This window comes from Wujia sp., assembly GCF_056872695.1.
Genome location: NZ_DBMFCD010000004.1, coordinates 42,544 through 65,416, shown reverse-complemented (window position 1 = coordinate 65,416; position 22,873 = coordinate 42,544). Strand labels below are relative to the sequence as shown.

General features: G+C 46.5%; 23 protein-coding genes. 22 read left to right on the top strand and 1 reads right to left on the bottom strand.

The window, feature by feature from the left end; all coding sequences use genetic code 11:
* The first annotated feature begins 56 nt into the window (after window positions 1-56).
* The 9 genes from ACZQK9_RS05455 to ACZQK9_RS05415 all read left to right on the top strand — a co-directional run bounded on the left by ACZQK9_RS05455 (window position 57) and on the right by ACZQK9_RS05415 (window position 9,124).
* The gene (locus ACZQK9_RS05455) at window positions 57-941 is read left to right on the top strand and encodes a phosphoribosylaminoimidazolesuccinocarboxamide synthase (RefSeq protein WP_483269899.1); all 885 of its coding nucleotides are present in this window, start codon (window positions 57-59) and stop codon (window positions 939-941) included.
* Window positions 942-1,114: 173 nt separating this feature from the next.
* On the top strand, window positions 1,115-1,750 hold the full coding sequence (locus tag ACZQK9_RS05450) for an RNA polymerase sigma factor (protein ID WP_483269898.1): 636 nt from the start codon (window positions 1,115-1,117) through the stop codon (window positions 1,748-1,750).
* Window positions 1,734-2,558, top strand: coding sequence for a hypothetical protein (locus ACZQK9_RS05445; protein WP_483269897.1), 825 nt, complete (start codon window positions 1,734-1,736; stop codon window positions 2,556-2,558). The genes ACZQK9_RS05450 and ACZQK9_RS05445 overlap by 17 nt, the downstream gene beginning before the upstream one ends.
* 111 nt (window positions 2,559-2,669) lie before the next feature.
* On the top strand, window positions 2,670-4,073 hold the full coding sequence (locus ACZQK9_RS05440; protein WP_483269896.1) for a hypothetical protein: 1,404 nt from the start codon (window positions 2,670-2,672) through the stop codon (window positions 4,071-4,073).
* 23 nt (window positions 4,074-4,096) lie between these two features.
* A complete protein-coding gene (locus ACZQK9_RS05435) occupies window positions 4,097-4,555 on the top strand; it encodes an RNA polymerase sigma factor (protein ID WP_483269895.1) in 459 nt (152 codons plus the stop codon).
* A 12-nt stretch (window positions 4,556-4,567) separates the two neighbouring features.
* Window positions 4,568-5,209: a hypothetical protein gene (locus ACZQK9_RS05430; protein WP_483269894.1), complete on the top strand. Its 642-nt coding sequence runs from the start codon at window positions 4,568-4,570 to the stop codon at window positions 5,207-5,209.
* Window positions 5,210-5,298: 89 nt separating this feature from the next.
* On the top strand, window positions 5,299-6,993 hold the full coding sequence (locus ACZQK9_RS05425; protein ID WP_483269893.1) for a vWA domain-containing protein: 1,695 nt from the start codon (window positions 5,299-5,301) through the stop codon (window positions 6,991-6,993).
* Window positions 6,994-7,342: 349 nt separating this feature from the next.
* Window positions 7,343-8,797, top strand: a complete 1,455-nt coding sequence (locus ACZQK9_RS05420) for an alpha-amylase (RefSeq protein ID WP_483269892.1) — start codon at window positions 7,343-7,345, stop codon at window positions 8,795-8,797.
* A gap of 27 nt (window positions 8,798-8,824) precedes the next feature.
* The gene (locus ACZQK9_RS05415; protein ID WP_021986388.1) at window positions 8,825-9,124 is read left to right on the top strand and encodes a YerC/YecD family TrpR-related protein; all 300 of its coding nucleotides are present in this window, start codon (window positions 8,825-8,827) and stop codon (window positions 9,122-9,124) included.
* A 45-nt stretch (window positions 9,125-9,169) separates the two neighbouring features.
* On the opposite strand, the gene ACZQK9_RS05410 is transcribed toward ACZQK9_RS05415, so the two are convergent.
* A complete protein-coding gene (locus ACZQK9_RS05410; protein ID WP_117780527.1) occupies window positions 9,170-9,370 on the bottom strand; it encodes a DUF378 domain-containing protein in 201 nt (66 codons plus the stop codon).
* Window positions 9,371-9,567: 197 nt separating this feature from the next.
* Between ACZQK9_RS05410 and ACZQK9_RS05405 the strand changes: the two genes are divergently transcribed.
* The 13 genes from ACZQK9_RS05405 to ACZQK9_RS05345 all read left to right on the top strand — a co-directional run bounded on the left by ACZQK9_RS05405 (window position 9,568) and on the right by ACZQK9_RS05345 (window position 22,827).
* The gene (locus ACZQK9_RS05405; protein ID WP_177986240.1) at window positions 9,568-10,974 is read left to right on the top strand and encodes an amidophosphoribosyltransferase; all 1,407 of its coding nucleotides are present in this window, start codon (window positions 9,568-9,570) and stop codon (window positions 10,972-10,974) included.
* A gap of 4 nt (window positions 10,975-10,978) precedes the next feature.
* Window positions 10,979-11,257 (top strand): hypothetical protein, encoded by a 279-nt coding sequence (locus ACZQK9_RS05400; RefSeq protein WP_147341759.1) that lies wholly within the window; start codon window positions 10,979-10,981, stop codon window positions 11,255-11,257.
* Entirely contained in the window at window positions 11,257-12,312 is a 1,056-nt protein-coding gene (gene mutY / locus ACZQK9_RS05395) for an A/G-specific adenine glycosylase (protein ID WP_483269891.1), read from the top strand. The genes ACZQK9_RS05400 and mutY overlap by 1 nt, the downstream gene beginning before the upstream one ends.
* Window positions 12,313-12,431: 119 nt before the next feature.
* Window positions 12,432-13,373: a YitT family protein gene (locus ACZQK9_RS05390; protein ID WP_188331972.1), complete on the top strand. Its 942-nt coding sequence runs from the start codon at window positions 12,432-12,434 to the stop codon at window positions 13,371-13,373.
* A gap of 44 nt (window positions 13,374-13,417) precedes the next feature.
* Window positions 13,418-13,684, top strand: a complete 267-nt coding sequence (locus tag ACZQK9_RS05385; RefSeq protein ID WP_118544712.1) for an FYDLN acid domain-containing protein — start codon at window positions 13,418-13,420, stop codon at window positions 13,682-13,684.
* Window positions 13,685-13,765: 81 nt separating this feature from the next.
* Window positions 13,766-14,692, top strand: a complete 927-nt coding sequence (locus ACZQK9_RS05380) for a prephenate dehydratase (protein WP_483269890.1) — start codon at window positions 13,766-13,768, stop codon at window positions 14,690-14,692.
* A gap of 517 nt (window positions 14,693-15,209) precedes the next feature.
* The gene (locus tag ACZQK9_RS05375; protein WP_483269889.1) at window positions 15,210-16,574 is read left to right on the top strand and encodes an MATE family efflux transporter; all 1,365 of its coding nucleotides are present in this window, start codon (window positions 15,210-15,212) and stop codon (window positions 16,572-16,574) included.
* Window positions 16,571-17,005 (top strand): Fur family transcriptional regulator, encoded by a 435-nt coding sequence (locus ACZQK9_RS05370; RefSeq protein WP_021986379.1) that lies wholly within the window; start codon window positions 16,571-16,573, stop codon window positions 17,003-17,005. The genes ACZQK9_RS05375 and ACZQK9_RS05370 overlap by 4 nt, the downstream gene beginning before the upstream one ends.
* The gene (locus ACZQK9_RS05365; protein ID WP_483269888.1) at window positions 17,002-17,919 is read left to right on the top strand and encodes a DMT family transporter; all 918 of its coding nucleotides are present in this window, start codon (window positions 17,002-17,004) and stop codon (window positions 17,917-17,919) included. The genes ACZQK9_RS05370 and ACZQK9_RS05365 overlap by 4 nt, the downstream gene beginning before the upstream one ends.
* Window positions 17,920-18,042: 123 nt before the next feature.
* Window positions 18,043-18,954, top strand: a complete 912-nt coding sequence (pfkB, locus tag ACZQK9_RS05360) for a 1-phosphofructokinase (protein WP_118374174.1) — start codon at window positions 18,043-18,045, stop codon at window positions 18,952-18,954.
* Between the two features lie 248 nt (window positions 18,955-19,202).
* Window positions 19,203-19,952 (top strand): DeoR/GlpR family DNA-binding transcription regulator, encoded by a 750-nt coding sequence (locus tag ACZQK9_RS05355; protein WP_177970620.1) that lies wholly within the window; start codon window positions 19,203-19,205, stop codon window positions 19,950-19,952.
* Window positions 19,949-20,875, top strand: coding sequence for a 1-phosphofructokinase (gene pfkB / locus ACZQK9_RS05350; protein WP_483269887.1), 927 nt, complete (start codon window positions 19,949-19,951; stop codon window positions 20,873-20,875). The genes ACZQK9_RS05355 and pfkB (ACZQK9_RS05350) overlap by 4 nt, the downstream gene beginning before the upstream one ends.
* A gap of 17 nt (window positions 20,876-20,892) precedes the next feature.
* On the top strand, window positions 20,893-22,827 hold the full coding sequence (locus ACZQK9_RS05345) for a PTS fructose transporter subunit IIABC (RefSeq protein ID WP_483269886.1): 1,935 nt from the start codon (window positions 20,893-20,895) through the stop codon (window positions 22,825-22,827).
* The last annotated feature ends 46 nt before the right edge of the window (window positions 22,828-22,873 follow it).

Here is a 22,873-nt window from a genome sequence, read left to right as displayed (position 1 = left end):
AATGAAATAAAATGAAATATATGTTGAACACAGTGGATGTTTGACAATTACCTAGAATGAAGAAAAAAGGAGATAAGAACATGAAGCCGATCAAAGAAGGAAAAGTTCGCGAGATCTACGACAACGGAGACAGCCTGATCATGGTTGCAACAGACCGTATCAGCTGCTTTGATGTAATCCTGAACAATCAGGTAACAAAGAAGGGTACTGTACTGACACAGATGTCAAAATTCTGGTTTGATATGACAGAGGACATCCTTCCAAACCATATGATTTCCGTAGATGTAAAGGATATGCCGGAGTTCTTCCAGCAGCCACAGTTTGATGGAAACAGCATGCTCTGCCGGAAATTGAATATGCTTCCAATCGAGTGTATCGTAAGAGGTTATATCACAGGTAGTGGCTGGGCAAGCTACAAGGAAAACGGCACCGTCTGTGGCATCAAGCTTCCTGAAGGTTTGAAGGAGAGCGACAAGCTGCCTGAGCCAATTTACACACCATCTACCAAGGCTGAGATTGGTGATCATGACGAGAACATCTCTTACGAGCAGAGCGTAGCGCATCTTGAGAAGTATTTCCCAGGCAAGGGAGAAGAATATGCAGCAAAGCTTCGCGATTATACAATTGCCCTGTACAAGAAATGTGCAGAGTACGCACTTTCACGCGGTATCATCATTGCAGATACAAAGTTTGAGTTCGGTCTGGACGAGGAAGGCAATATCGTACTTGGTGATGAGATGCTGACACCGGACAGCTCCAGATTCTGGCCGGCAGAAGGCTATGAGCCGGGACATGGCCAGCCATCCTTTGACAAGCAGTTTGCACGTGACTGGTTAAAGGCAAACGAAGGTCATAACTGGACATTGCCACAGGATATCGTAGATAAGACCATCGACAAATATCTGCAGGCATATAAGCTGTTGACAGGAAAAGATTTATAAGACCCAATAATGAGGCGGCAGGATGAACAGTCTTGCCGCTTTTTTCAGTATAATACATAGACGTATGGTTGGTGAATTCGTACAATCGAAAAATCATCCATAAAAAATAAAACCGGAAACGTATAATATATAGCAGGGGTTAGGATGTGTCAAGTTTTCCATGAAAACTTGACATGCAGCGTCAGCCCTCGCCGCAGGCGATTTTAAATGGGCTGATGTTCCCGGAGGGGACAGGTTATATGACAGAACATGAATTTTATACTGCCATAAAAGGTCTTGCAAAAGGAAATAAGGACATGCTCCACGCCATCTACGACGCATATGGACGGCTGATCTATACGATCGTTTATGACATCTTAAAGAACCGGGAGGACGCGGAGGATGTGACATCGGAATTCTTCATCAAGCTGATCCGGGTAGCAGGAACTTATCAGAAGAAGACATCACATCGGGCATGGCTGATCCGGATTGCAAGAAATATGGCGATTGATCTGTTGCGGAAGCGAGGACATGAATATCTGTTGTACGAGACAGAAGATGCGCCGCAGGATAAATTAGAAGAAGGTGGGACGGCTGAGACAGCGTCCACCGTAGAAGAACATGTGATACTGGCAGAGGATATGCGGCAGGCGATGCAGACGCTTTCCGACCGCGAGCGGGAAGTGCTGGATCTGAAGCTTGCAGGGGAACTGAAATTCCGGGATATCGCGGAAGCCTTAGGACAGCCACTCGGCACAGTGACGTGGCTATACAATCAGGGAATCAAGAAATTAAGGAGGTGTCTGAAAGACTATGGAACAGAAGAATAAATTAACCGAAGAAGAAAAAGCATATCAGGCACTTCGCACACAGGATATGCAGGACATGCCGAATCTGTGGAGACGGATCGATGCAGGTTTTGAGGAGGAAGTAACAAAGCAGAAAACAGCTCGGAAAAAGAGAAGAACCAGACAGTTTGTACTGGTGGCAGCAGCAATTCTGATCGTGATCATTGCGGTGCCGGTAGGTATCAATTCGATGCGTAAATCGAATAGGAAGGAAATGAAAACAGAAACGGCAGCAGATATGCATGTGACAGAGGCTGGCATGGATGAAATGGCAGATGAGGCAGCGGCGTCAGATAGTGCACTGCCGAACATTGCAGATCAGACAGTGCAGGCAGACAGCGAAATTCAGGAAAGCGCAGATGCGAGCGTGAACCATATGGGTGGCAATGGAGTGACGGAGGCACAGACAGATGCGGCAATAGCTGCAAATCAATCCGGAAACCAGGCTTCCGAAGAAAGTAATGATGGAAATAATCAGATGAGCTATCAGACAATCACACAGGTGATTCTCACGCAGTATGATGCACAGGGAAAAATTGTTCAGCAGTTTGACAGCGCAGACATAGATGAAACAATCGATAAGGTGCAGTTTCTGTTAGAAGCGTATCAGGTACTGGACTGGAAACCGGTGGATATGATAAAATCAGACATGCCATATTACCTGATGGAACTGAAACTGCAGGATGGATCGAGTGTTGCAAATGTTTATTATGAAGCAGAAAATACGGAAGGAAAGACCGTTGCAGATCTTATGACTGAATTACAGAAAATGAATGAAATAAAAAAATGATGAATTTCATGCAACCTTTTTACCGGATATAGAGTGTTATATATGGAGCAAAATAGTTCCCGCCGGGTAAAACTATGTCCGGTGCGGGGAGATAATTAAGGAGGACAGAGAATGGACAACAATCAGAACCAACAACCAAATGGCTATGGAATGCCACAGCCGAATATGCAGGCAGGAATGCCGGGACAGACCCCACAGCAGGGCTATGGAATGCCGGGGCAGGGAGTGCAGCCGGGCATGCAGGCGGGAATGCCGGGACAGACACTACAGCCTGGCTATGGTATGCCGGGACAGAGCGTGCAGCCGGGATACGGCATGCCACAGCAGCCAGCCGGTGGGAATCAGCCGCCAAAGAAAAAGAAAACCGGACTGATCGTCGGCTTGATCATTTTAGCGGTAGTATTGATCGGTGGCGTCATCTTCGCATTTATGAAGTTTGGCAAGAAGGATGGAAAAGAAAGCAGTAAGGATGCAGAAGCGGCGAAGCAGACAGTTGTGGATTTCTGCGAAGGTATGAAGAACCGGGATATGGATGCAATCGTAGATGCATATTATCCGGATCTCCAGTCCAGTGTAGCGGACAATTTCTACACATCGAATGGTGTATCATCCGAAGATGAATTCTGGAATCACTATGATACCGTATTTGGCGGATACTCATTTGCATATACAGCATCTGACGCAGAGAAGGTATCAGATTCCAAGAGACAGAGCACGCTGGATATCGTCAATGCAGCATATAGTTTATCCCTGGATGCGGACACCATGTATGAAGTGGACACAGAGGAGACATACTCTGGTTCCAACGGGAAGATGGTACTGGCTGAGCAGATTTACCTGATTGAAGAAGATGGTAAGTGGTATGTGATCTACGCAGAGTCTACACAGAAGGAAAACACACTTGTAGCGGCTGCACCGGAAGATACAGAGGAAGATACGGAAGAGACAACCGAGGCAGAGGAAGAGACGACCGAAGCAACAACCGAGAGCGCTGCAAGCACAACACCGGTAAATGCAGATGGCTTTGACTGGGCAAATATGCAGTTTACAATGCTTGGAAAACCTTATAACCTTGCGACACTTACCTATGACGATATCTTAGCAATGGGTTATTCCATTGAAGATGATTACCTCGAGGAGGAACTCGAAGACAATCAGTATTCGATGAGTGCCCGTGCAGAGGCTGCCGATGAGTCAGATATGTATATCCGTTTCAAGAACTTTACCGGTGGCGGAACAAAGAAGGTTCCGGAGTGTGAAATTCTTGGAATCGAGCTTAGCCGTGATGATTTTGATAACAAGTATGATGCAGCACTTGGAAATGGCATCACATTTGGCATGACACCGGATGAGGTAAAGGCGGTCATGGGCGAGCCGACCGATAGTTATACGAGCGATACGAGTGATTACATGACACTGACATACGAAGAAAATGATGATGCATACGCAAGCAGCGTGGAATTCACATTCCAGGATGGTGTGCTTACAAAGTTCGATATGGAGAATTACAATTAAAATCATTTCATGGAGGAATCAAGTTGGAAGACCATGCAGGGATTGCACAACTTGTTGAGATGTATGCATCGATGATCTACCGCATCGCATATACGCGGATGCAGAATGTCGCCGATGCAGAGGATATCACCCAGGAGGTTTTGCTCAAATATCTGAAGACGGGCAAAACCTTCCGGGATGAAGAACATCGAAAGATGTGGCTGATCAGAGTGACAGTAAATACAATTAAATCAAGTTTGACAAGTGCATGGCGAAGACATACGGTTGCCTTAGATGATGTAACAGAACCTTCGTACGAGGCAGCAGATCTGCCTGTATTAAAAGAGAAGGTAGAGAAGCTTCCGGAGCGCTATCGACTGCCAATGTATCTTTATTATTATGAAGAGCTATCGGTAAAGGAGATTGCGCATGTAATAAAAAGTACGGAGGGAACAGTGAAATCGCTTTTGAGCAGGGGAGAAAGATGCTCAAGGACGAATTGAAGGAGGATGGCTATGTCTGAGAACATGAAGAAGATATATCAAGCGTATGCGGATTCGATTGCACCCGCACCGGACATGCAGGCACGCCTGAAAAGGCAGCTGTATGTGCAGATGCAGGAGGAACATCCCGGAAACCGAAGAAACGGAATGATACATTTCAACCGGTGGCTGGTTGTAGCATGTATGCTGTTCCTTATGAGCAGCGGTTATCTTACCTATGCGGTAATGCAAACTTCCGGACAGACTGGGAGGGCAGACGGCCGCTGGATGATCGGAGCTGACACAGGCGGAACGCGTCTGCTGGGAGAAAAGAATGTGGCAGATACCGATATCGAACGGTACCCGGAAGAAGAAAAGCCATGGATTCTGCAGGAGATGCTTGAACTCGATTCCGTCATAGTACTCTGTACCACGGAAGATGAAAGTGGCGTAGGAAAACAGATGCGCATGTCGGAGGATGCTCTCCGTTCATTATGTGAATCACTGCAAGGTGTAACAATTTGTGAGGATGTAACGCCCGGCACGATAGCAGTAGAATCAGCAGTCCGCTATCAGGTACTGATACAGTATAAGCCATTTATCAGTTTTACGGTTTATGACGGCACATATTTACAAATCGGGAACGGAACTACGATTTATAAAATAAAAAATTAAAAAGTACCATAAAAAAGGAATCCTCCTTCGTATCTTATATAGAGGCTTTTGAAAACAAAGATGTATATAAGATCGAAGGAGGATTTTTTATGAGAAAACGAATTTTAGCAATGGCGTTAAGCATCTGTATGGCGGTGGCTGTATGTGGATGCGGAAACAAAAAAGAAGCAGATGAAACGCAGACAGGAAGGACAGAAGCAACGGTTCCTTCCGGTGATGTGGCAGAGGAAGATAATGAAATGCAGGTGGACGGAATTATGCAGGAATCTGCAGCCAGTATGGCGTCAGCAGATTGCGAATCTGGTTTTTATGATGACTATCTGCAATGTCCGGATACGGAAGAATGGAATACAAACGAATATTCCTACACAGAGGAAAATCCATGGATGAATGTGCAGACGTCACCGCTATCAACCTTCGCTGCAGATGTGGATACAGCAAGCTATACACAGATCCGGAGTGCAATCGAGAATGGCTACGAGATTGATCCGTCGATGGTGCGCATCGAGGAAATGCTTAACTATTTCCATTATAATTATCCGCTCCCGAAAGGTAATGAAAAATTCGCCGTGTATACCGAGTATGCGGATTGCCCGTGGAATAAGGATACAACGCTTGCCTTAGTTGCCATGAATACGCAGGCAATTGATTTTGCGGATGCACCTGCATCGAATCTCGTATTTCTGATCGATGTGTCCGGTTCGATGTTTGACGATAACAAGCTTCCGCTTGTGCAGCAGTCGCTCACGATGCTGGCAGAGAATCTGACCGAGAAGGATCGCGTGTCGATTGTTACATATGCGGGTTCGGACGAAGTGGTTTTACAGGGCGTAAGTGGCGACAACTATCATGAGATTTCTTCTGCAATAGAAGGACTCGAAGCATATGGAAGTACGAATGGCAGTGCAGGAATCGAGACCGCGTATATCCTTGCACAGAAATACTTCATCAAGGGTGGAAACAACCGTGTGATTCTCTGTACCGATGGAGATCTGAACGTCGGACTGACCAGTGAAGGACAATTAGAGAAGCTGATCACGGAAAAGAAGGATAGCGGAGTGTTCTTAAGCACCTTTGGTGTCGGCTATGGCAATTACAAGGACAACAAGCTGGAGCTGCTGGCGGACAAAGGAAACGGAAACTACGCGTATATCGACTCAATGTTTGAGGCAAAGAAAGCACTGGTCGATGAGCTTGGTGCCAATATGGTGACTGTTGCGAAAGATGTTAAATTACAGGTGGAATTTAACCCGGAGCAGGTGAAGGGCTACCGGTTGATCGGATATGAAAACCGTGTGATGGCGGCTGAGGATTTCGCGGATGACACAAAAGACGGCGGAGAGATGGGAGCCGGACACAGTGTGACTGCACTTTACGAGATCATCCCGGCTGATTCGGAGATGGAACTGCCGGAGACAGATTTGAAATACGGCGAAACTGCGCAGGTTCTAACCTGTGGAACCGAAGATTACACCGATGAATTATTTACCGTCAATATCCGCTACAAAGAACCGGATGGAGATGAGAGCAAGCTGGAATCCTATCCGTGTAAGACAGAAAACTACAACCGGGATGGCTCCGACAACCTGCGTTTTGCAGCCAGCGTCGCCGCCTTCGGAATGCTCTTAAAAGACAGCGAATATTCCGGCAGTGCCGACCTTGGCATGGTGTACACGCTTGCCAGTTATGCAGCCGGGACGGATGAGTACAAGAAGGAATATCTTGGTTTGGTGAGAAACTATGGAGAGAAGCAACATGGATTCTCCGAGGATATAGTAGAATAATTGACGGTTTCAAATCATATAGAGAAAGATATTACAAACATAATTATATCAACACAGGTGGGAAATAATTAAATAGATGCTTTGGGATACATTACTAACATAATAATCATATCAACACCCAGCAGGCATATCGGACAAATGGATTCCAAGAAGGGGCATTTGCGACCGCCGGTACTTAATGAGCACGAAGTGCGAATTTAGTACCGATGCGCGGAGCAACTAAGCGGAAGCGGCCCCGGATTGGAACCATTGTCCAATATGCCTGCGTCCGTCAAGAAATAACTTTACGTAATCCAAACCATTTGTTATAATACTTTAAAATGTTAAAGTATTGCGGAGGTAGAAACTCATGGGTATGAATGGAACTATGATGCAGTATTTTCAGTGGGATCTTCCTGCAGATGCATCCCTTTGGAAAGCACTGGCAGAGGATGCGGCAAAATTAAAGACCGCAGGGGTGACGGCAGTCTGGTTACCGCCGGCATATAAAGGCGCACAGGGAAAAGAAGATGTCGGATACGGTGTCTATGACCTGTATGACCTGGGTGAGTTTAATCAGAAGGGATCCGTCCCGACAAAGTATGGTACGAAAGCAGAATACTTGGCAGCGATCAAAGCACTGCATGATAAGAAAATCCAGGTATATGCAGATATCGTATTGAATCATAGAATTGGTGCAGATGAGGTGGAGCAGGTATCTGCCGAAGAGTTCAATGCGAACAGCCGGAATCAGATGGTAGGCGATTCCAAGACGATTGGGGCGTGGACGAAGTTTACATTTCCGGGAAGAAAAGGAAAATATTCCGATTTTACATGGAACTGGACACATTTTGATGGCATCGACTGGGATCAGGACAGAGCAGTCAAATCCATCTTCAAGTTTGCGGGAAAAGACTGGGACAAGGAAGTGGATTCCGAGCTTGGAAACTATGATTATCTGATGGGTGCGGATCTGGATTTTAACAATCCGGAGGTAACGGAGGAGCTTACCCGCTGGGGCAAGTGGTATACCGAGCAGACCGGCATTGACGGATACCGGCTGGATGCAGTGAAGCATATCAACAAATATTTCTATAAGGACTGGCTGCGTGCCATGAAAGAAGACGTCGAAAAGGATTTGTTTGCAGTTGGCGAGTACTGGCACTGGGATGTCAATGTATTACAGGATTACATAAATGCGAACGAGAGCGAGTTAAGTCTCTTCGATGTGCCGCTTCATTTCAACTTCCATAATTGCTCGAAGGCACATGGCAATTACGATCTGCGCACGATCTTAGACGGTACGCTTACGAAGGTAAATCCGATGAAGGCAGTAACCTTTGTCGATAACCATGACAGCCAGCCGGGACAGTCATTAGAGTCGTGGGTAGAGGATTGGTTCAAGCCGATGGCATATGCGATCATCCTGCTTCGCCAGGAAGGCTATCCATGTGTATTCTATGGCGATTACAAGGGAATCCCGACGGCGAAGATCAAGTCGAAGAAGCGGGAGCTTGACAAGCTGATGAAGCTTCGTAAGAATCAGGCATATGGCACACAGCACGATTATTTCGATGATCCAAACTGCATTGGCTGGACACGCGAAGGCGATGAGGAACATAAGAATTCCGGTATGGCGGTTGTGATCTCCGATGGAACCGGAGGCACGAAGCATATGTATATCGGCAGGCAGTTTGCGGGATGTCATTTCGCGGATGCGATGGGAAATGCAAAATACAACATCAAGATTGACGAGGAAGGCTTCGGTGATTTCTACGTAAACCGTGATGCTGTGGCAGTCTGGGTGCACAAAGAGAATAAATAGGATAGCTCAATATGAGTAGGTGATAACATGGAAAAGACAATACGGACACAATTTGTAAAAGAATTTCTCGAAGCTGTACTCACGCTCGAATCGGTAGATGAATGTATGGATTTTTTTGAGGATGTCTGTACGGTGAAGGAAGTACAGTCAATTGCGCAGCGGTTTGCGGTTGCGAAGCTCCTGAAGGATGGAAAGACTTATGCGGAGGTTGCGAACGAAACCGGTGCTTCAACTGCGACGATCAGCCGTGTAAACCGGTCCTTAAATTACGGAAATGCAAGTTACGATAAAGTATTTGCAAGACTCGAAGAGAAAAATAAGGCATAAAAAATTGCTGTCTGGACACATCGTGGTTCAGACAGCATTTCTTTTTTAAACGTCTGCACAAGCTCTTCCGTACAGACTGATCATGTAGAGTCCGGAAAGACCGACCAAAGCATAGATGACACGTGTAAATGCGGTTGCATCGCCGAAGATTCCGGATACGAGATTGAAATCAAAGAAGCCAATCAGCCCCCAGTTGATTGCACCGATGATGGCGATTGTAAGAGCCACACAGTTTAATATTTTCATAACAAACCTCCATATACGTTAAAATACAGAAATACACTTTCTTACATCTATCATTTCCCACTTCTGCAAAAATATACATTCGATTTTAAAAAAGTGTTTCAAAACCGCAATATTGTTGTTATAATGTTATGTGGTAAAAATATGTTCAAAAATAAAAAGCATATAGGGAAAGGCCACGAAAGTGGAAAGGTACAGTCATGGGCGGTTTTTTTGGAGTTGCGTCAAAAGAGGATTGTGTATTTGATTTGTTTTTTGGGACAGATTATCATTCCCATCTTGGAACAAGACGTGCAGGTATGGCAGTGTATAGTGAGGAGCATGGGTTTGAGAAGGCAATCCATAAGATTGACAATGCACCATTTCGGACAAAGTTTGATAAAGAAGCAAATACCATGAAAGGTAACTTCGGAATCGGATGTATTTCAGACTATGAGGCACAGCCGATCTTAGTGCGTTCGCATCACGGTACGTTTGCAATTACAACCGTTGGTAAGATCAACAATGCACAGGAAATTATAGATACGATTTTGCAGGGAAGAACACATTTCTTCGAGATGAGCAATGGTGAGATCAATGCAACAGAGCTTGTGGCTGCGATCATCGACCAGAAGGATAATTTCATCGATGGTATCCGCTACGCACAGGAGATTATCGAGGGCTCGATGTCCATGCTGATCCTGACACCGAAGGGAATCTACCTTGCAAGAGATAAATATGGCAGAACACCGATTATTGTCGGCAAGAAGGATGGCGCATTCTGTGCGACCTTCGAGAGCTTTGCGTTCTTGAATCTCGGTTATTCAACCTACCGGGAGCTTGGACCGGGCGAGGTTGCTGTCATGACGAGCGACGCGTTAAAGACACTGGTCCTGCCGGGGAAAGAGATGAAGATCTGTACCTTCCTCTGGATCTACTACGGTTATCCGTCTTCCACTTATGAAGGTGTGAATGTCGAGGAGATGCGGTATCGCTGCGGACAGCTTCTTGCAAGACGGGATAATGTCAAGCCGGATATCGTTGCAGGTGTCCCAGATTCGGGAACGGCACATGCGGTTGGATATGCAAATGAGTCCGGCATTCCATTTTCCAGACCGTTTATCAAATATACACCGACATGGCCACGGTCATTTATGCCGACGATTCAGAGTAAACGTAATCTGATCGCGAAGATGAAGCTGATCCCGATTGAAGAGCTGATCCGGGATAAGAGCCTGCTGCTGATCGATGATTCCATCGTGCGTGGTACACAGCTTCGTGAGACGACAGAATATTTGTTTGAGAGTGGGGCAAAGGAAGTGCATATTCGTCCGGCGTGCCCACCGCTTGTATATGGATGTAAATACTTGAACTTCTCCCGTTCAAACTCTGAGATGGAGCTGATCACAAGAAATGTTATCGCAGAGTTAGAAGGCGGGGATGTCAGCGATGAAGTATTGCAGGAGTACGCCGACTACACGTCTGAGAAATACCAGAAGATGGTTGACAAGATCTGCGAGAAACTGAAATTCACATCGCTTCGGTTCCACCGCTTAGATGATATGCTTGAGGCTGTTGGAATCGAGCCGGAGAAGCTTTGTACATATTGTTGGAATGGAAAGGAATAAGACGATGTTAGGTGATATCGAATCAAAGCCATGGGATTACAGAACGCTGCCGAACAAGATGCTGGAGCTCGTCAAGAATGTGGGCGATATGCAGCAGGAAGGTACCGGGTATTTTACAGATAGTGAATCCGAGATGTTGACAATCCTGAATTACCTGAATTACGGGGAGAAAACGAATATCACGGATTCCATGATCGAACAGATTGATGTGGCGATCAAGACAATGGAAGGACGTAAGCTTGCAAATCGTGACGACGATAGTTTCATCAAGCTTGATTTCTGATGAGGACAGAGGAACAGGTGCTTATTGCCATGTTTGAGGCACTCATCCCGTGGTATGAAGCACATAAACGTGAACTTCCGTGGAGACAGGATAAGGAGCCGTACCATGTGTGGCTGTCAGAGATCATGCTGCAGCAGACACGTGTGGAGGCAGTCAAGGAATATTACCGGCGATTTCTTACGGCACTTCCGACGATTGCAGATCTGGCGGAGGCACCGGAGGAACAAATCTTAAAGCTCTGGGAAGGACTTGGATATTATAACCGTGTGCGCAATCTGCAGAAGGCGGCACAGACAATCTGTGCGGATTATACAGGTGTTTTTCCGTCGGAATATGCGCAGATCCGGAGTTTATCCGGCATCGGCGATTACACGGCAGGCGCAATTGCGTCGATCTGCTTTGATGCACCGACACCGGCGGTGGATGGAAATGTATTGCGCGTGTATAGCAGGCTTCTGGCAGATGATGCAAACATTGATCTGCAGACAACGAAGAAGCGCATCACGCGAAAACTGCAGGAGACGTATCCGCAGAAGAATCCGGGAATCGCGACGCAGGCACTGATGGAGCTTGGCGCGACTGTCTGTGTGCCAAATGGTGCACCGCGGTGTAACGTATGCCCGGTAGCGGAGATCTGTCAGGCACGAAAGCATGACACATGGAGAAATCTGCCCGTCCGCAGTGAGAAGAAGAAACGCAAGATTGTGGATAAGACGGTATTTGTCCTGCTTACGGAGGATACCGTGGCACTGCATAAGCGCAGCGCAAGCGGACTTCTGGCAGGCATGTGGGAATTCCCAAATGTGGATGCAAAGCTTGACAAGCAGGCGGCGGTAACACGGGTAACCGGCTGGCAGGCAGAACCGGTGGACCTTCTGATGCAGACAAGCTACACACATATATTCAGCCATGTGGAATGGCATATGACAGCGTATTATATCCGCTGTCGGAAAACAAATAAAAAATGGAAGTGGGTAACAAAGGAGAGTCTGGACGAGACGTATGCATTACCATCTGCGTTTCGTCCGTTTCGGGAACAGATCGAGAACTTGTAGGTAAAATTAAAAATTAGGAGGAAACATCATGAACGGAGTGAATGATTTAGGATGTTTCCGACGACCTGCCGCCGAACGAATGTGAGGGGGCGATACATATTATAGCAGGAGGATTGCGAATGGAAAAAATCAGGAAAGTATGTGGCATGCTCAGTATCAAGAACTTTTTGCTCCTGACAGTTGCGGGAATCGTCAATGCGTTTGGCGTTGTTATATTTTTAGCTCCTGTCAAACTGTATGATAGCGGTATCTCGGGAACTGCTATGCTGGTGTCCCAGCTCACACCGAAATGGATCAGTCTTTCCCTGGTTTTGATTCTCTTAAATATTCCAATCTTCTTACTTGGGTTAAAGCGCGAGGGCGTGGTATTTACAATTTATGCGATTTATGCGGTTTTGATCTATTCCATTGTTGCGTGGATCATCACAGATATTCTGCCGGTCGATGTGACGATCGTATCCCCGCTTGCCGGAAGTGATTTGTTTTTATGCGCAATCTTCGGAGGTATTATCTCCGGCTGCGGAAGCGGACTTGCGGTACGGTTTGGCGGTGCAATGGATGGTATCGACATCATAGGCGTTATGTTCGCGAAGAAGCTTGGGTTAAGTCTCGGCTCGTTCGTAATGGCGTACAATGTAATCTTGTACATCATATGTGGAATCGTGCTTGACAGCTGGATTCTGCCGCTTTACTCGGTTGTGACCTATGCGGCGGCATCGAAAACGATTGACTTCTTTGTGGAGGGCTTCGATCGTTCCAAGGCAGCCTTTATCGTGACAGAACATCCAAAGCATGTGTGCGAGGCACTTTCCGCCGCATTTGAAAACGGTATCACAACGATTGATGCGAAAGGATATTATTCGAATACCGACCGCACGCTGGTGTATTTCATTGTGAACCGGTTTCAGGTCGGCAAGATGCGAAATCTGGTACATAGCATTGATCCGTATGCGTATATCGCAATCAATGATGTGGCAGATATCTTCCCGGCGACAAACCTGAACGACCTGAAGGGTGAAAATAAATTGGATGATACAGGAGATTCCGATGATGCAGAATAAGGAATCCCGTGAAAGAGATAGATGTAAAGGAGTAAAGTCAGCATATGTATTATGTACCGGAAGGAACAACCCGTTGTGGGTATTATGAATGTGAAAGCTGTGGAGAGAAATTCCTGTCTCTGCAGACGATGGAGCATATCAACTGTCCATACTGTGAGGCGGAATTTGATCCGGAGATCGGACCGGATGAGACTATGCAGGTGGCTGAAGACACCGCAAAGCTGATACAGGTATTGGAGGGCGAGGATGTCGAGAAGATGGACGCATTACTCAGTCTTGCCATTACCGGTGGAAATTTCGAGTGGATATAATGCGTGCACAGATGAAGCAATCAGCTGGATTTGCAAGTGAATCAGCAGATAGGAAATGCACGTTCGGGAGGAGACATCTACATGATAGCAGTATTAGGACCGAAAGGGACATTTTGCGATAAGTCCTATGAAGAATATAATAAGAAATATGAGGCAGTACACGGCGAATCATTAGAACCGCTTTATTGTCCGACGATTGACGATGTGTTCGAACAGCTCTGTACGAACGAGGCGTGTGAGTATGCAGTTGTTCCGGTAGAAAATATGCTGGATGGTTATGTGCAGCGGACACTTGACCTGTTGCTGGAGAAAAACGTCTATATCGTCGATGAAAATCAGGTGGCAGTCCAGTTTTCACTGCTTGCCAATACAGAGAAGATTGAGGATATCCGGAAGATCTATGTGCAGTTCAAGACGAACGGGCAGTGCAGACAGTTCCTGCATACCCTGCATGATGCAGAGATTGTAACGACGAACAGCAACATGGAATCTTATTACAAGATACAGGATGAACCGGGTGCAGCGGCAATCGTACCACATCATGTGATACAGGCAGATGATGTGCGCGTGCTTGCAGAAGATGTGACAGATGCAAAGGGCAATCATACCCGTTTTATCATCCTGCGCAAGGGTGTATTAGACGTGGAGAATCCGGACCTCGAAAAGCAGTTAGAAGAGCTTGTAAGTAACGAGAAAGGGTTGGAGGCAGATGCGGATGGCACAGAGAAAACCGCGGAGCTTACACGGGAGAAAGTACGAATCCCGGTCTATATCATGCCTGCCACCGACCGGCCTGGAATCTTGTTCGATATCCTGCGCCGGTTCTATGACAAACGCATCAACTTGATCTCCATCATGTCCCGTCCGACAAAACAATCGATGGGAACCTACAACTTCTACATTGAGATCGACTGCCTGACCGAGCGGCTCGAAGTTGTCGTGGAAACACTGCGGCAGATACAGGTATATAACGATATTAAGATACTTGGAGCATACAAGGAACATTAGATAAGCCAGGCATCATATAAGATGAGTGTTTATGGAATCATGGCAACCTTCTGATACAATATTATAGGTATGAGCGATGAGATAATTTTTGTATATATATGTCAGGATTGAGTTTCCATAATATATATATGTTTGGAACTTAGAAGTTCTTGATGTTCTGCGTGACATCAGCAATGTTTGAACACGATGTTCAAACAAGCCGTCATTGAGCCATGGATGGCGAGCGGAGGGCGCATATGAATCGTAGATTCATATTTAGGATGCGCCCGACAATCTGCCGACGAGCGAAGCGAGGGGGCGATACCCGTAAGGCGGTTGCGTGCAGATGTACTGTGTAAATCAGAACATCTAGTACTTCTTAGTTTCAATACATTGTATATTATGGAAACTCATCCAGACGTATATACAAAATTATCTCATAGCGGATGTAGCTTCTCAGAAGAATAATCAGGTTTGCCATGATTCGGAAACAGAGTAAAAAGGAGGCGAGGCGTACCGGACATACGGTGCGGCAACGATGAATAAGGATTTAACAGTAGGGAAACCGGAGCGTGTATTGTGGAGGTATTGCATTCCGTTACTTGGAAGCGTCATTTTCCAGCAGCTATATAATATTGCAGACAGTCTGGTCGCAGGAAAATATGTTGGTAAAAATGCACTTGCAGCCGTGGGAAATTCTTATGAGATTACATTGATTTATATGGCGTTTGCATTTGGCTGCAATATGGGGTGTTCCGTCATTGCGGCGCAGTTTTTCGGGGCGAAGAATTACCGGAAGATGAAGACGACCGTCTATACGACATTTATATATTCGGCGGTGCTGTGTCTGATTCTGACACTGACCGGACTTTTTGCAGGCGGCGCATTGCTGCATCTGATACACACGCCGGCAGATATATTTGCAGATTCCAAGCTGTATCTGGACGTGTATACCGGAGGACTTGTATTTTTGTTCTTCTATAATATTGCAACCGGTATTTTCTCGGCACTCGGAGATTCGAAAACACCGTTTATATTCTTAGCTTTTTCATCGGTATCGAACGTGTTTGTAGATATCCTGTTTGTAAAAAGCTTTCATATGGGCGTGGCAGGTGTCGCGTGGGCGACATTTATCTGCCAGGGCGTAAGCTGTATCCTGTCCGTGATCGTTGTGTTGCTCCGGCTGCGTAAGATCAAGGATGAACACGAAGGACATCAGAAGGTGCCGGTATTTTCCGGAGAGATTTTCGGCAAGATGCTGAAGATCGCAATACCGAGTACTCTGCAGCAGGGCTTCGTGTCGATTGGAAATATCATCATCCAGAGTATCATCAACAGCTTCGGCTCGGATGTGATCGCGGGATATGCGGCAGCCGTGAAGCTCAATAACATGGTCATCACGACATTTACGATGCTTGGAAATGGTGTCTCGAATTTTGCAGCACAGAATCTCGGTGCACAGAAGATCGAGCGGATCAGTCAGGGCTGCAAGGCAGCATTGAAGCTGATTTTTCTTACCTGCGTGCCGGTTGTAATATTGTATCTTACGTGCAGCGGCAGTCTGGTGCAGCTTTTCATGGATGCAAACAGTGCCGGGGCGAAGAAGGTTGGCGTTGAATTTTTACATATTTTAGCACCATTTTATTTTGTGGTGTCGATCAAGTTGATTACAGATGGCGTTCTGCGGGGCGTCGGTGCGATGAAACAGTTTATGGTTACAACATTTCTGGATCTGTTCCTGCGCGTGATCTTAGCCGCGCTTTTCTCGAAGGAATGGGGCAGTACCGGAATCTGGCTCGCATGGCCGGTCGGGTGGACGATCGGAACGAGTGCATCAATCGTCTTGTATCGGATTGTTGTTAGAGGATTAAAAAGGAAGAAGATGGAAGAGGTGACAGAATGAACGATCAGGAACCAATCGGACAGGTGGCAAGCAGTAAGGAAGAGATTCTTGCGTCACTCAAGGAACATGGATATCGTCTGACAGAGCAGCGCAAGCTGATCGTCGATATTATTGCGAACGAAGAATATACCTGCTGTAAGGAAGTTTATTTTCTGGCGCATAAGCGGGACAACAGCATTGGAATTGCGACCGTGTACCGCATGATCAATACGCTCGAAGAAATCGGCGCGATCAGCCGGAAAAATATACAGAAGAATAATTGTAGTGGCAGATGCTGTGATATGAAGGGCGGCTGTACGGTTGTCACAGAGGAGAGCAAGCAGATTATTCTGACAGAGGAGGATATACAGGAGGCTTTGAAGTATATCATGGAGAAAAACGGATATGCGAATGTGGACGAGATCAAAGCCGTTCTGGTAAATCAGCAATGAGTAAACGAAGAAATTATGATGAGGGGACACATGGGAATCAGCTGCGCGGTGTGTTGTGTGTATTGGTTGGCGCAATCTCGTGGGGATTTTCGGGTGCCTGCGGACAGTTTTTGTTTTCGCACTACAACATCAACACGGCATGGCTTTCGTGCATGCGCATGCTTGTGACAGGTGTAATCCTTACAATTGCATATATTATCCGCGAACGGAAAGCGGCATTTGATATATTCAAGTCCACCCGGGATTTCTTCGGGATTATCCTGTTTGCGATATTCGGTGTGGGCTTGTGCCAGTATGCATATCTCGAAGCCATTCATCATACGAATGCCGGGATTGCAACGGCATTGCAGTATCTGGCACCTGTGATGGTACTGATCATCTCCTGTGTGCGCAGACTGCGTCCACCGAAGTTCCGGGAGATTGTGGCGGTGCTTCTGGCGGTTGGCGGTACATTTCTCATTGCAACGCATGGGAATATCCATCAGATGAGTATCTCGAAAGAGGGACTGAAGTGGGGATTGCTTGCGGCGTTTGGGTTCTGTATGTACACTCTGCTTCCGGAGCGGATGCTCAAGAAATGGGGCAGCCAGCCGGTTGTCGGCTACGGTATGCTGATCTGTGGCGTGGCATATAGCTGTATCGTCAAGGTATGGACGATTCCGGTGCATCTTGATTTTCATGGAGTATTAGCAGTTGCGGCGATGGTTCTGATCGGAACGATGATGTCGTTCTTGTTATTCCTGCAGGGAGTACATGATATCGGCCCGGTACGTGCCAGCATGATCTCCAGTGTGGAGCCGGTTTCGGCAACACTTTTTTCCGTGTTGTGGCTTGGAACGGTCATGACGACGATGGATCTGGTGGGTATGGCATGTATTTTAGTGATGGTAATTATATTGTCCGTAAAGGAGTAACGAAAGCGTATATAAATTTCCAAAATGTATAGATAAAAAAACATTTACAATCACGAGGGGAATAGGGTATTATAAAATTAATGTATTGGTTCGGGATCTACTCATAGAGAGAAAGGAAAAAATATGATATATACAGTAACATTTAACCCGTCGCTGGATTATATTCTGGATTTGACGGAATTCGAACGCAACCAGGTGAATCGTACGACAGGTGAGAAGATTCTGCCGGGCGGCAAGGGCATCAACGTATCCATTGTACTGCAGAATCTCGGTATCGATAACCGTGCAATCTGTTTTACATCGGGATTTACCGGAGAAGCTTTGAAAGCGTTGCTGATGCAGCGGGATATGAACGCGGATTTTATCGATATTGCAAATGGACTGACCCGTATCAATGTCAAGATGCGCTGTGGCGATGAAACAGAGGTCAACGGACAGGGACCGGAGATCAAGAGCGAGGATATCGCAGAGCTCTATGAGAAGCTTGGCTATCTGGATCAGGATGATTATCTGGTACTTGCGGGCAGCCTGCCGGACTGCATGTCCAAGACAACGTATATGGATATCATGCAGATGCTGCAATACAATAACAACAAGATTATCGTGGATGCGACCGGAGAACTGCTCACGAATGTTCTTCCGTATCACCCATTTTTAATCAAGCCAAACCGTACCGAGCTTGGAAATCTGTTCGGTGTGGAAGTAACGACGATGGATCAGGCAGAGATGTATGCGAAGCAGCTGCAGGAACGTGGCGCGAGAAATGTGCTCGTCTCCATGTCGTATCAGGGTGCAGTCCTCGTGACAGAGGATGGCAGAGTGATCCGTGCAGCCGCCCCGAAAGGACAGGTGAAGAACTCTGTCGGTGCCGGTGATTCGATGCTTGCCGGATTCCTTGCTGGTTATATCGAGCGTGACGATTATGAGTATGCGTTGAAGCTTGGTATCTGTGCCGGAAGTGCCAGTGCATTCTCCGAGGAGCTTGCAACGAAAGAAGAGATCGATACGCTGTTTCAGACACAGATGGCGGAATAATATAGTATGAATATAGTGTGAAATGGGTGCAGGATAGTTGATTTACAGTCAGCTGTCCTGTTTTTTATGCCGGTAATTTGGGCATATTACATGGTATGTGACTTTTGACGGAATTTGACTGAAAATGTAACTGAAAAATGAAGAAAAATGAAAGAAAATGATTGACAATGACTGAAGCTGGCGTTATTATATAGAAAAGTTGAACGAAATTGAAACAAAATGAACGATTTTGACGGAAAGGAGAAAACATGTTAGGAGAAGAAAGACAGCAGGCGATACTTGCAGCGGTAGAACAAAGACACAGCGTTTCCGTACAGGAACTGATGCAGCTTCTTGATATTTCCGAGTCCACGATCAGACGGGATCTGAACGCACTGGATAAGGAAGGCAGACTGGTGAAGGTACATGGTGGTGCGATGGCAATCGGTGGAAGCTTCCATGTGAAGGATGATGCGGTGGAATACCGGAAGGAGATCAACCGGGAAGAAAAGATTGAGATTGCCAGATATGCGGCGGCATTGATCGAGGATCAGGATGTGGTGTATATGGATGCCGGAACGACAACCGAGCTGATGATCGACTATATCACAGCGAAGAATGTGATATTCGTCACAAACTCATTTGCACATGCAAAGCATTTGTCGCAGAAGGGCTATACGACATATATCCTTGGCGGTGAGTTTAAGCCGGTCACAGAAGCAATCGTTGGAGAAGAAGCAATTATTTCTCTGGATAAATATAACTTCACGAAAGGCTTCTGGGGTGCGAACGGTGTGACGAAGGGCAACGGATTTACAACACCGGATGTCAAAGAAGCAATGGTGAAGAAGAAATCCATGCAGAAGACGAAGGAGCGCTATGTGCTGTGTGACAGCAGCAAATTCGGCGAGATTTGTTCGATAAGTTTTGCGGAATTCAAGTCTGCAAGGATAATTACAACGAAGATTGAAAATAATGAGTACAGAGGAATGAAGAATATCACGGAGGTGAGCGTATGATTTATACTGTTTCATTTAATCCATCTCTCGACTATGTGCAGGATCTGGATTGTGTGAACCTTGGATATGTCAACCGTACCAGTGGCGAGAAGATTCTGCCGGGTGGAAAAGGAATCAATGTATCCATGGTATTGAAGAATCTTGGATTTGAGAATCAGGCACTTGGATTTACGGCCGGATTTACCGGAGAGGTTTTGAAATCCATGCTGAAGGCAAAAGGTGTGGAAAGCGATTTTATTGAATTAGATGCAGGCATGACACGAATCAATGTCAAGATCCGCGCGAAGGAGGAAACCGAGATCAACGGACAGGGACCGAAGATTTCCGCAGATGCATTGGAGTTGTTATATCAGAAGTTAGAGACCTTGCAGGAGGGCGATATCCTTGTTCTTGCAGGTTCGATTCCGGAGAGCATGCCGCAGTCCGCGTATATGGATATCATGAAGCGTCTGCAGGACAGGAAGTTGAAGATCGTCGTAGATGCGACAAGAGATCTTCTGGTAAATGTGCTTCCATATAAGCCGTTTATGATCAAACCGAATAATTTCGAACTTGGCGAGATCTTCGGTGTGGAGATCAAAGACAAAGACGATGTATGCAAATATGCGAAGAAGCTGCAGGAACAGGGCGCGCGGAATGTGCTCGTATCCATGGCGGGTGACGGCGCGGTATTACTTACAGAGGACGGAAGTGAGTACCGGGCAGAGGCTCCAAAGGGTACAGTGAAAAATTCCGTAGGTGCCGGAGATTCGATGGTAGCCGGATTTATTGCCGGATATCTGATTACAGATGGCGGAGCAGATGCGTATAAAAATGCATTTGAAATGGGTGTATGTACCGGAAGTGCGAGTGCATTTTCGGAAGAGCTTGCAACAAAAGAAGAAGTCGAGGGTTTGTATATAAAAACTTTCGGCAAAAAATGATAAAGGAGGGGTTGCGTATGCGAATTACAGATTTGTTAGACAAGAAGAGCATTTACCTTGGTGCTAAGGTAAACTCAAAGAAAGAGACACTGGATCGTGCAGTTGCTTTGATGGCAGAAAGCGGCAAGATTGCCGACGTGGAAACATACAAGAAAGGTGTGTATGCGCGAGAGGAAGAAGGAACAACCGGAATCGGAGAAGGAATCGCGATTCCACATTGTAAGTCAGCAGCCGTGAAGCAGGCAGGGCTTGCAGCGATGGTAATCCCGGATGGCGTGGATTTCGACTCGTTAGACGGCGAACCGGTACATCTGCTGTTCCTGATTGCGGCACCGGATACCGCAGACAATGTCCATCTCGATGTACTGAGCAAGTTATCCGTGCTTCTTATGGACGAGGATTTCACGAATGCATTGAAATCCGCGAAGACGGTAGATGAATTCTTAAGTATCATTGACAAGGCGGAAAATGGTGATGCCAAGCAGGAAGAGATTCCGACTATCTCAGAAGCAACAAAGAAGATTTTAGCAGTGACGGGATGCCCGACCGGAATCGCACATACGTACATGGCGGCTGAGGCGTTGGAGAAGAAAGCGAAGGAACTCGGCTATGCGATCAAGGTGGAGACCAGAGGTTCCGGTGGAGCCAAGAATGTATTGACTGCAGAGGAAATCAAGGAAGCCGATGCAATCATCGTCGCTGCCGATACACAGGTGCCGATGGATCGTTTCCATGGCAAGAAGGTGATCATCTGCAAAGTGGCAGATGGTATCAATAAGGCAGAACAATTACTGACACGTGCAGCCGAAGGCAAAGCATCTGTCTATGAAGCAGGCGGTGATGCAGCCGAAAGCAGAGAGACCGAGGGCAAAGAAAGCGTCGGACACCAGATTTATAAGCATCTGATGAACGGTGTATCGCATATGTTACCATTTGTCGTTGGCGGAGGTATTTTGATCGCACTTGCATTCCTGATTGACGGATTGCTCGTTGACTTAAACCACGTTCCGCAGTATCTGATTGACAAGTATGGTTCTGTGGCAGATGTAAAGAGTAACTTCGGTACATTGACACCGGTTGCTTATTTCTTAAAGGCTCAGGTTGGTGGTGTGGCATTTAGTTTTATGCTGCCGATCCTCGCCGGATTTATCGCGATGAGTATTGCAGATCGTCCGGGACTTGCACTTGGCTTCTTAGGTGGTGCCATTGCAGCAAATGGAAAGTCCGGATTCCTCGGCGCACTGGCGGCCGGATTTATAGCAGGCTATGTTGTATTATTGCTGAAGAAGATTTTCTCGAAGCTTCCTTCTGCACTGGAAGGAATGGTGCCGATCCTATTGATCCCGGTGTTTGGATTGCTGATTACCGGAGCGGGTATGGTGTATGTGATCGAACCGGTTGTCGGGTTTATCAATACAGCCTTGAACAATGGCTTGAAGAACATGAGTGGCGCAAATATTATCCTGCTTGGAGCATTGCTCGGCGCGATGATGGCAGTCGATATGGGTGGCCCGGTCAACAAGGCAGCGTATGTATTCGGTACCGCGCAGATTGCAGCCGGAAATTATGATATCATGGCAGCAGTTATGATCGGAGGTATGGTTCCGCCAATCGCAATTGCGATTGCATCCTTATTGTTCAAGAATAAGTTCACAGAGCAGGAACGCAAGGCAGGCCCTACAAACTTCGTTATGGGACTTTCCTTCATCACAGAGGGAGCAATCCCATTCGCCGCAGCGGATCCGTTACATGTCATCCCGGCATGTGTGGTCGGTGCAGGTGTCGCAGGTGGACTTTCCGCAGCATTTAACTGTACACTGATGGCTCCTCACGGTGGAATCTTCGTATTCCCGGTTGTCGGACACGCCGCCATGTATCTTGTCGCACTGGTAGTCGGAAGTATCATTTCCGCACTCCTGCTCGGAGTATTAAAGAAGAAAGTAGTCGCATAATACAAGGTCATACGATTGAAGAATTTTATATCATATAATTGTTATA

Excerpts from the sequence above, each read along its gene's own strand:
- ACZQK9_RS05455 (WP_483269899.1), top strand. The coding sequence starts at position 57 with ATGAAGAAAAAAGGAGATAAGAACATGAAGCCGATCAAAGAAGGAAAA.
- ACZQK9_RS05405 (WP_177986240.1), top strand. The coding sequence starts at position 9,568 with ATGGGCGGTTTTTTTGGAGTTGCGTCAAAAGAGGATTGTGTATTTGAT.
- ACZQK9_RS05410 (WP_117780527.1), bottom strand. The coding sequence starts at position 9,370 with ATGAAAATATTAAACTGTGTGGCTCTTACAATCGCCATCATCGGTGCA.
- ACZQK9_RS05375 (WP_483269889.1), top strand. The coding sequence starts at position 15,210 with ATGAATAAGGATTTAACAGTAGGGAAACCGGAGCGTGTATTGTGGAGG.
- pfkB (WP_483269887.1), top strand. The coding sequence starts at position 19,949 with ATGATTTATACTGTTTCATTTAATCCATCTCTCGACTATGTGCAGGAT.
- ACZQK9_RS05440 (WP_483269896.1), top strand. The coding sequence starts at position 2,670 with ATGGACAACAATCAGAACCAACAACCAAATGGCTATGGAATGCCACAG.
- ACZQK9_RS05430 (WP_483269894.1), top strand. The coding sequence starts at position 4,568 with ATGTCTGAGAACATGAAGAAGATATATCAAGCGTATGCGGATTCGATT.
- ACZQK9_RS05445 (WP_483269897.1), top strand. The coding sequence starts at position 1,734 with ATGGAACAGAAGAATAAATTAACCGAAGAAGAAAAAGCATATCAGGCA.
- ACZQK9_RS05370 (WP_021986379.1), top strand. The coding sequence starts at position 16,571 with ATGAACGATCAGGAACCAATCGGACAGGTGGCAAGCAGTAAGGAAGAG.
- ACZQK9_RS05400 (WP_147341759.1), top strand. The coding sequence starts at position 10,979 with ATGTTAGGTGATATCGAATCAAAGCCATGGGATTACAGAACGCTGCCG.
- ACZQK9_RS05365 (WP_483269888.1), top strand. The coding sequence starts at position 17,002 with ATGAGTAAACGAAGAAATTATGATGAGGGGACACATGGGAATCAGCTG.
- ACZQK9_RS05380 (WP_483269890.1), top strand. The coding sequence starts at position 13,766 with ATGATAGCAGTATTAGGACCGAAAGGGACATTTTGCGATAAGTCCTAT.
- ACZQK9_RS05420 (WP_483269892.1), top strand. The coding sequence starts at position 7,343 with ATGGGTATGAATGGAACTATGATGCAGTATTTTCAGTGGGATCTTCCT.
- ACZQK9_RS05415 (WP_021986388.1), top strand. The coding sequence starts at position 8,825 with ATGGAAAAGACAATACGGACACAATTTGTAAAAGAATTTCTCGAAGCT.
- ACZQK9_RS05450 (WP_483269898.1), top strand. The coding sequence starts at position 1,115 with ATGCAGCGTCAGCCCTCGCCGCAGGCGATTTTAAATGGGCTGATGTTC.
- pfkB (WP_118374174.1), top strand. The coding sequence starts at position 18,043 with ATGATATATACAGTAACATTTAACCCGTCGCTGGATTATATTCTGGAT.
- mutY (WP_483269891.1), top strand. The coding sequence starts at position 11,257 with ATGAGGACAGAGGAACAGGTGCTTATTGCCATGTTTGAGGCACTCATC.
- ACZQK9_RS05425 (WP_483269893.1), top strand. The coding sequence starts at position 5,299 with ATGAGAAAACGAATTTTAGCAATGGCGTTAAGCATCTGTATGGCGGTG.
- ACZQK9_RS05345 (WP_483269886.1), top strand. The coding sequence starts at position 20,893 with ATGCGAATTACAGATTTGTTAGACAAGAAGAGCATTTACCTTGGTGCT.
- ACZQK9_RS05390 (WP_188331972.1), top strand. The coding sequence starts at position 12,432 with ATGGAAAAAATCAGGAAAGTATGTGGCATGCTCAGTATCAAGAACTTT.
- ACZQK9_RS05355 (WP_177970620.1), top strand. The coding sequence starts at position 19,203 with ATGTTAGGAGAAGAAAGACAGCAGGCGATACTTGCAGCGGTAGAACAA.
- ACZQK9_RS05385 (WP_118544712.1), top strand. The coding sequence starts at position 13,418 with ATGTATTATGTACCGGAAGGAACAACCCGTTGTGGGTATTATGAATGT.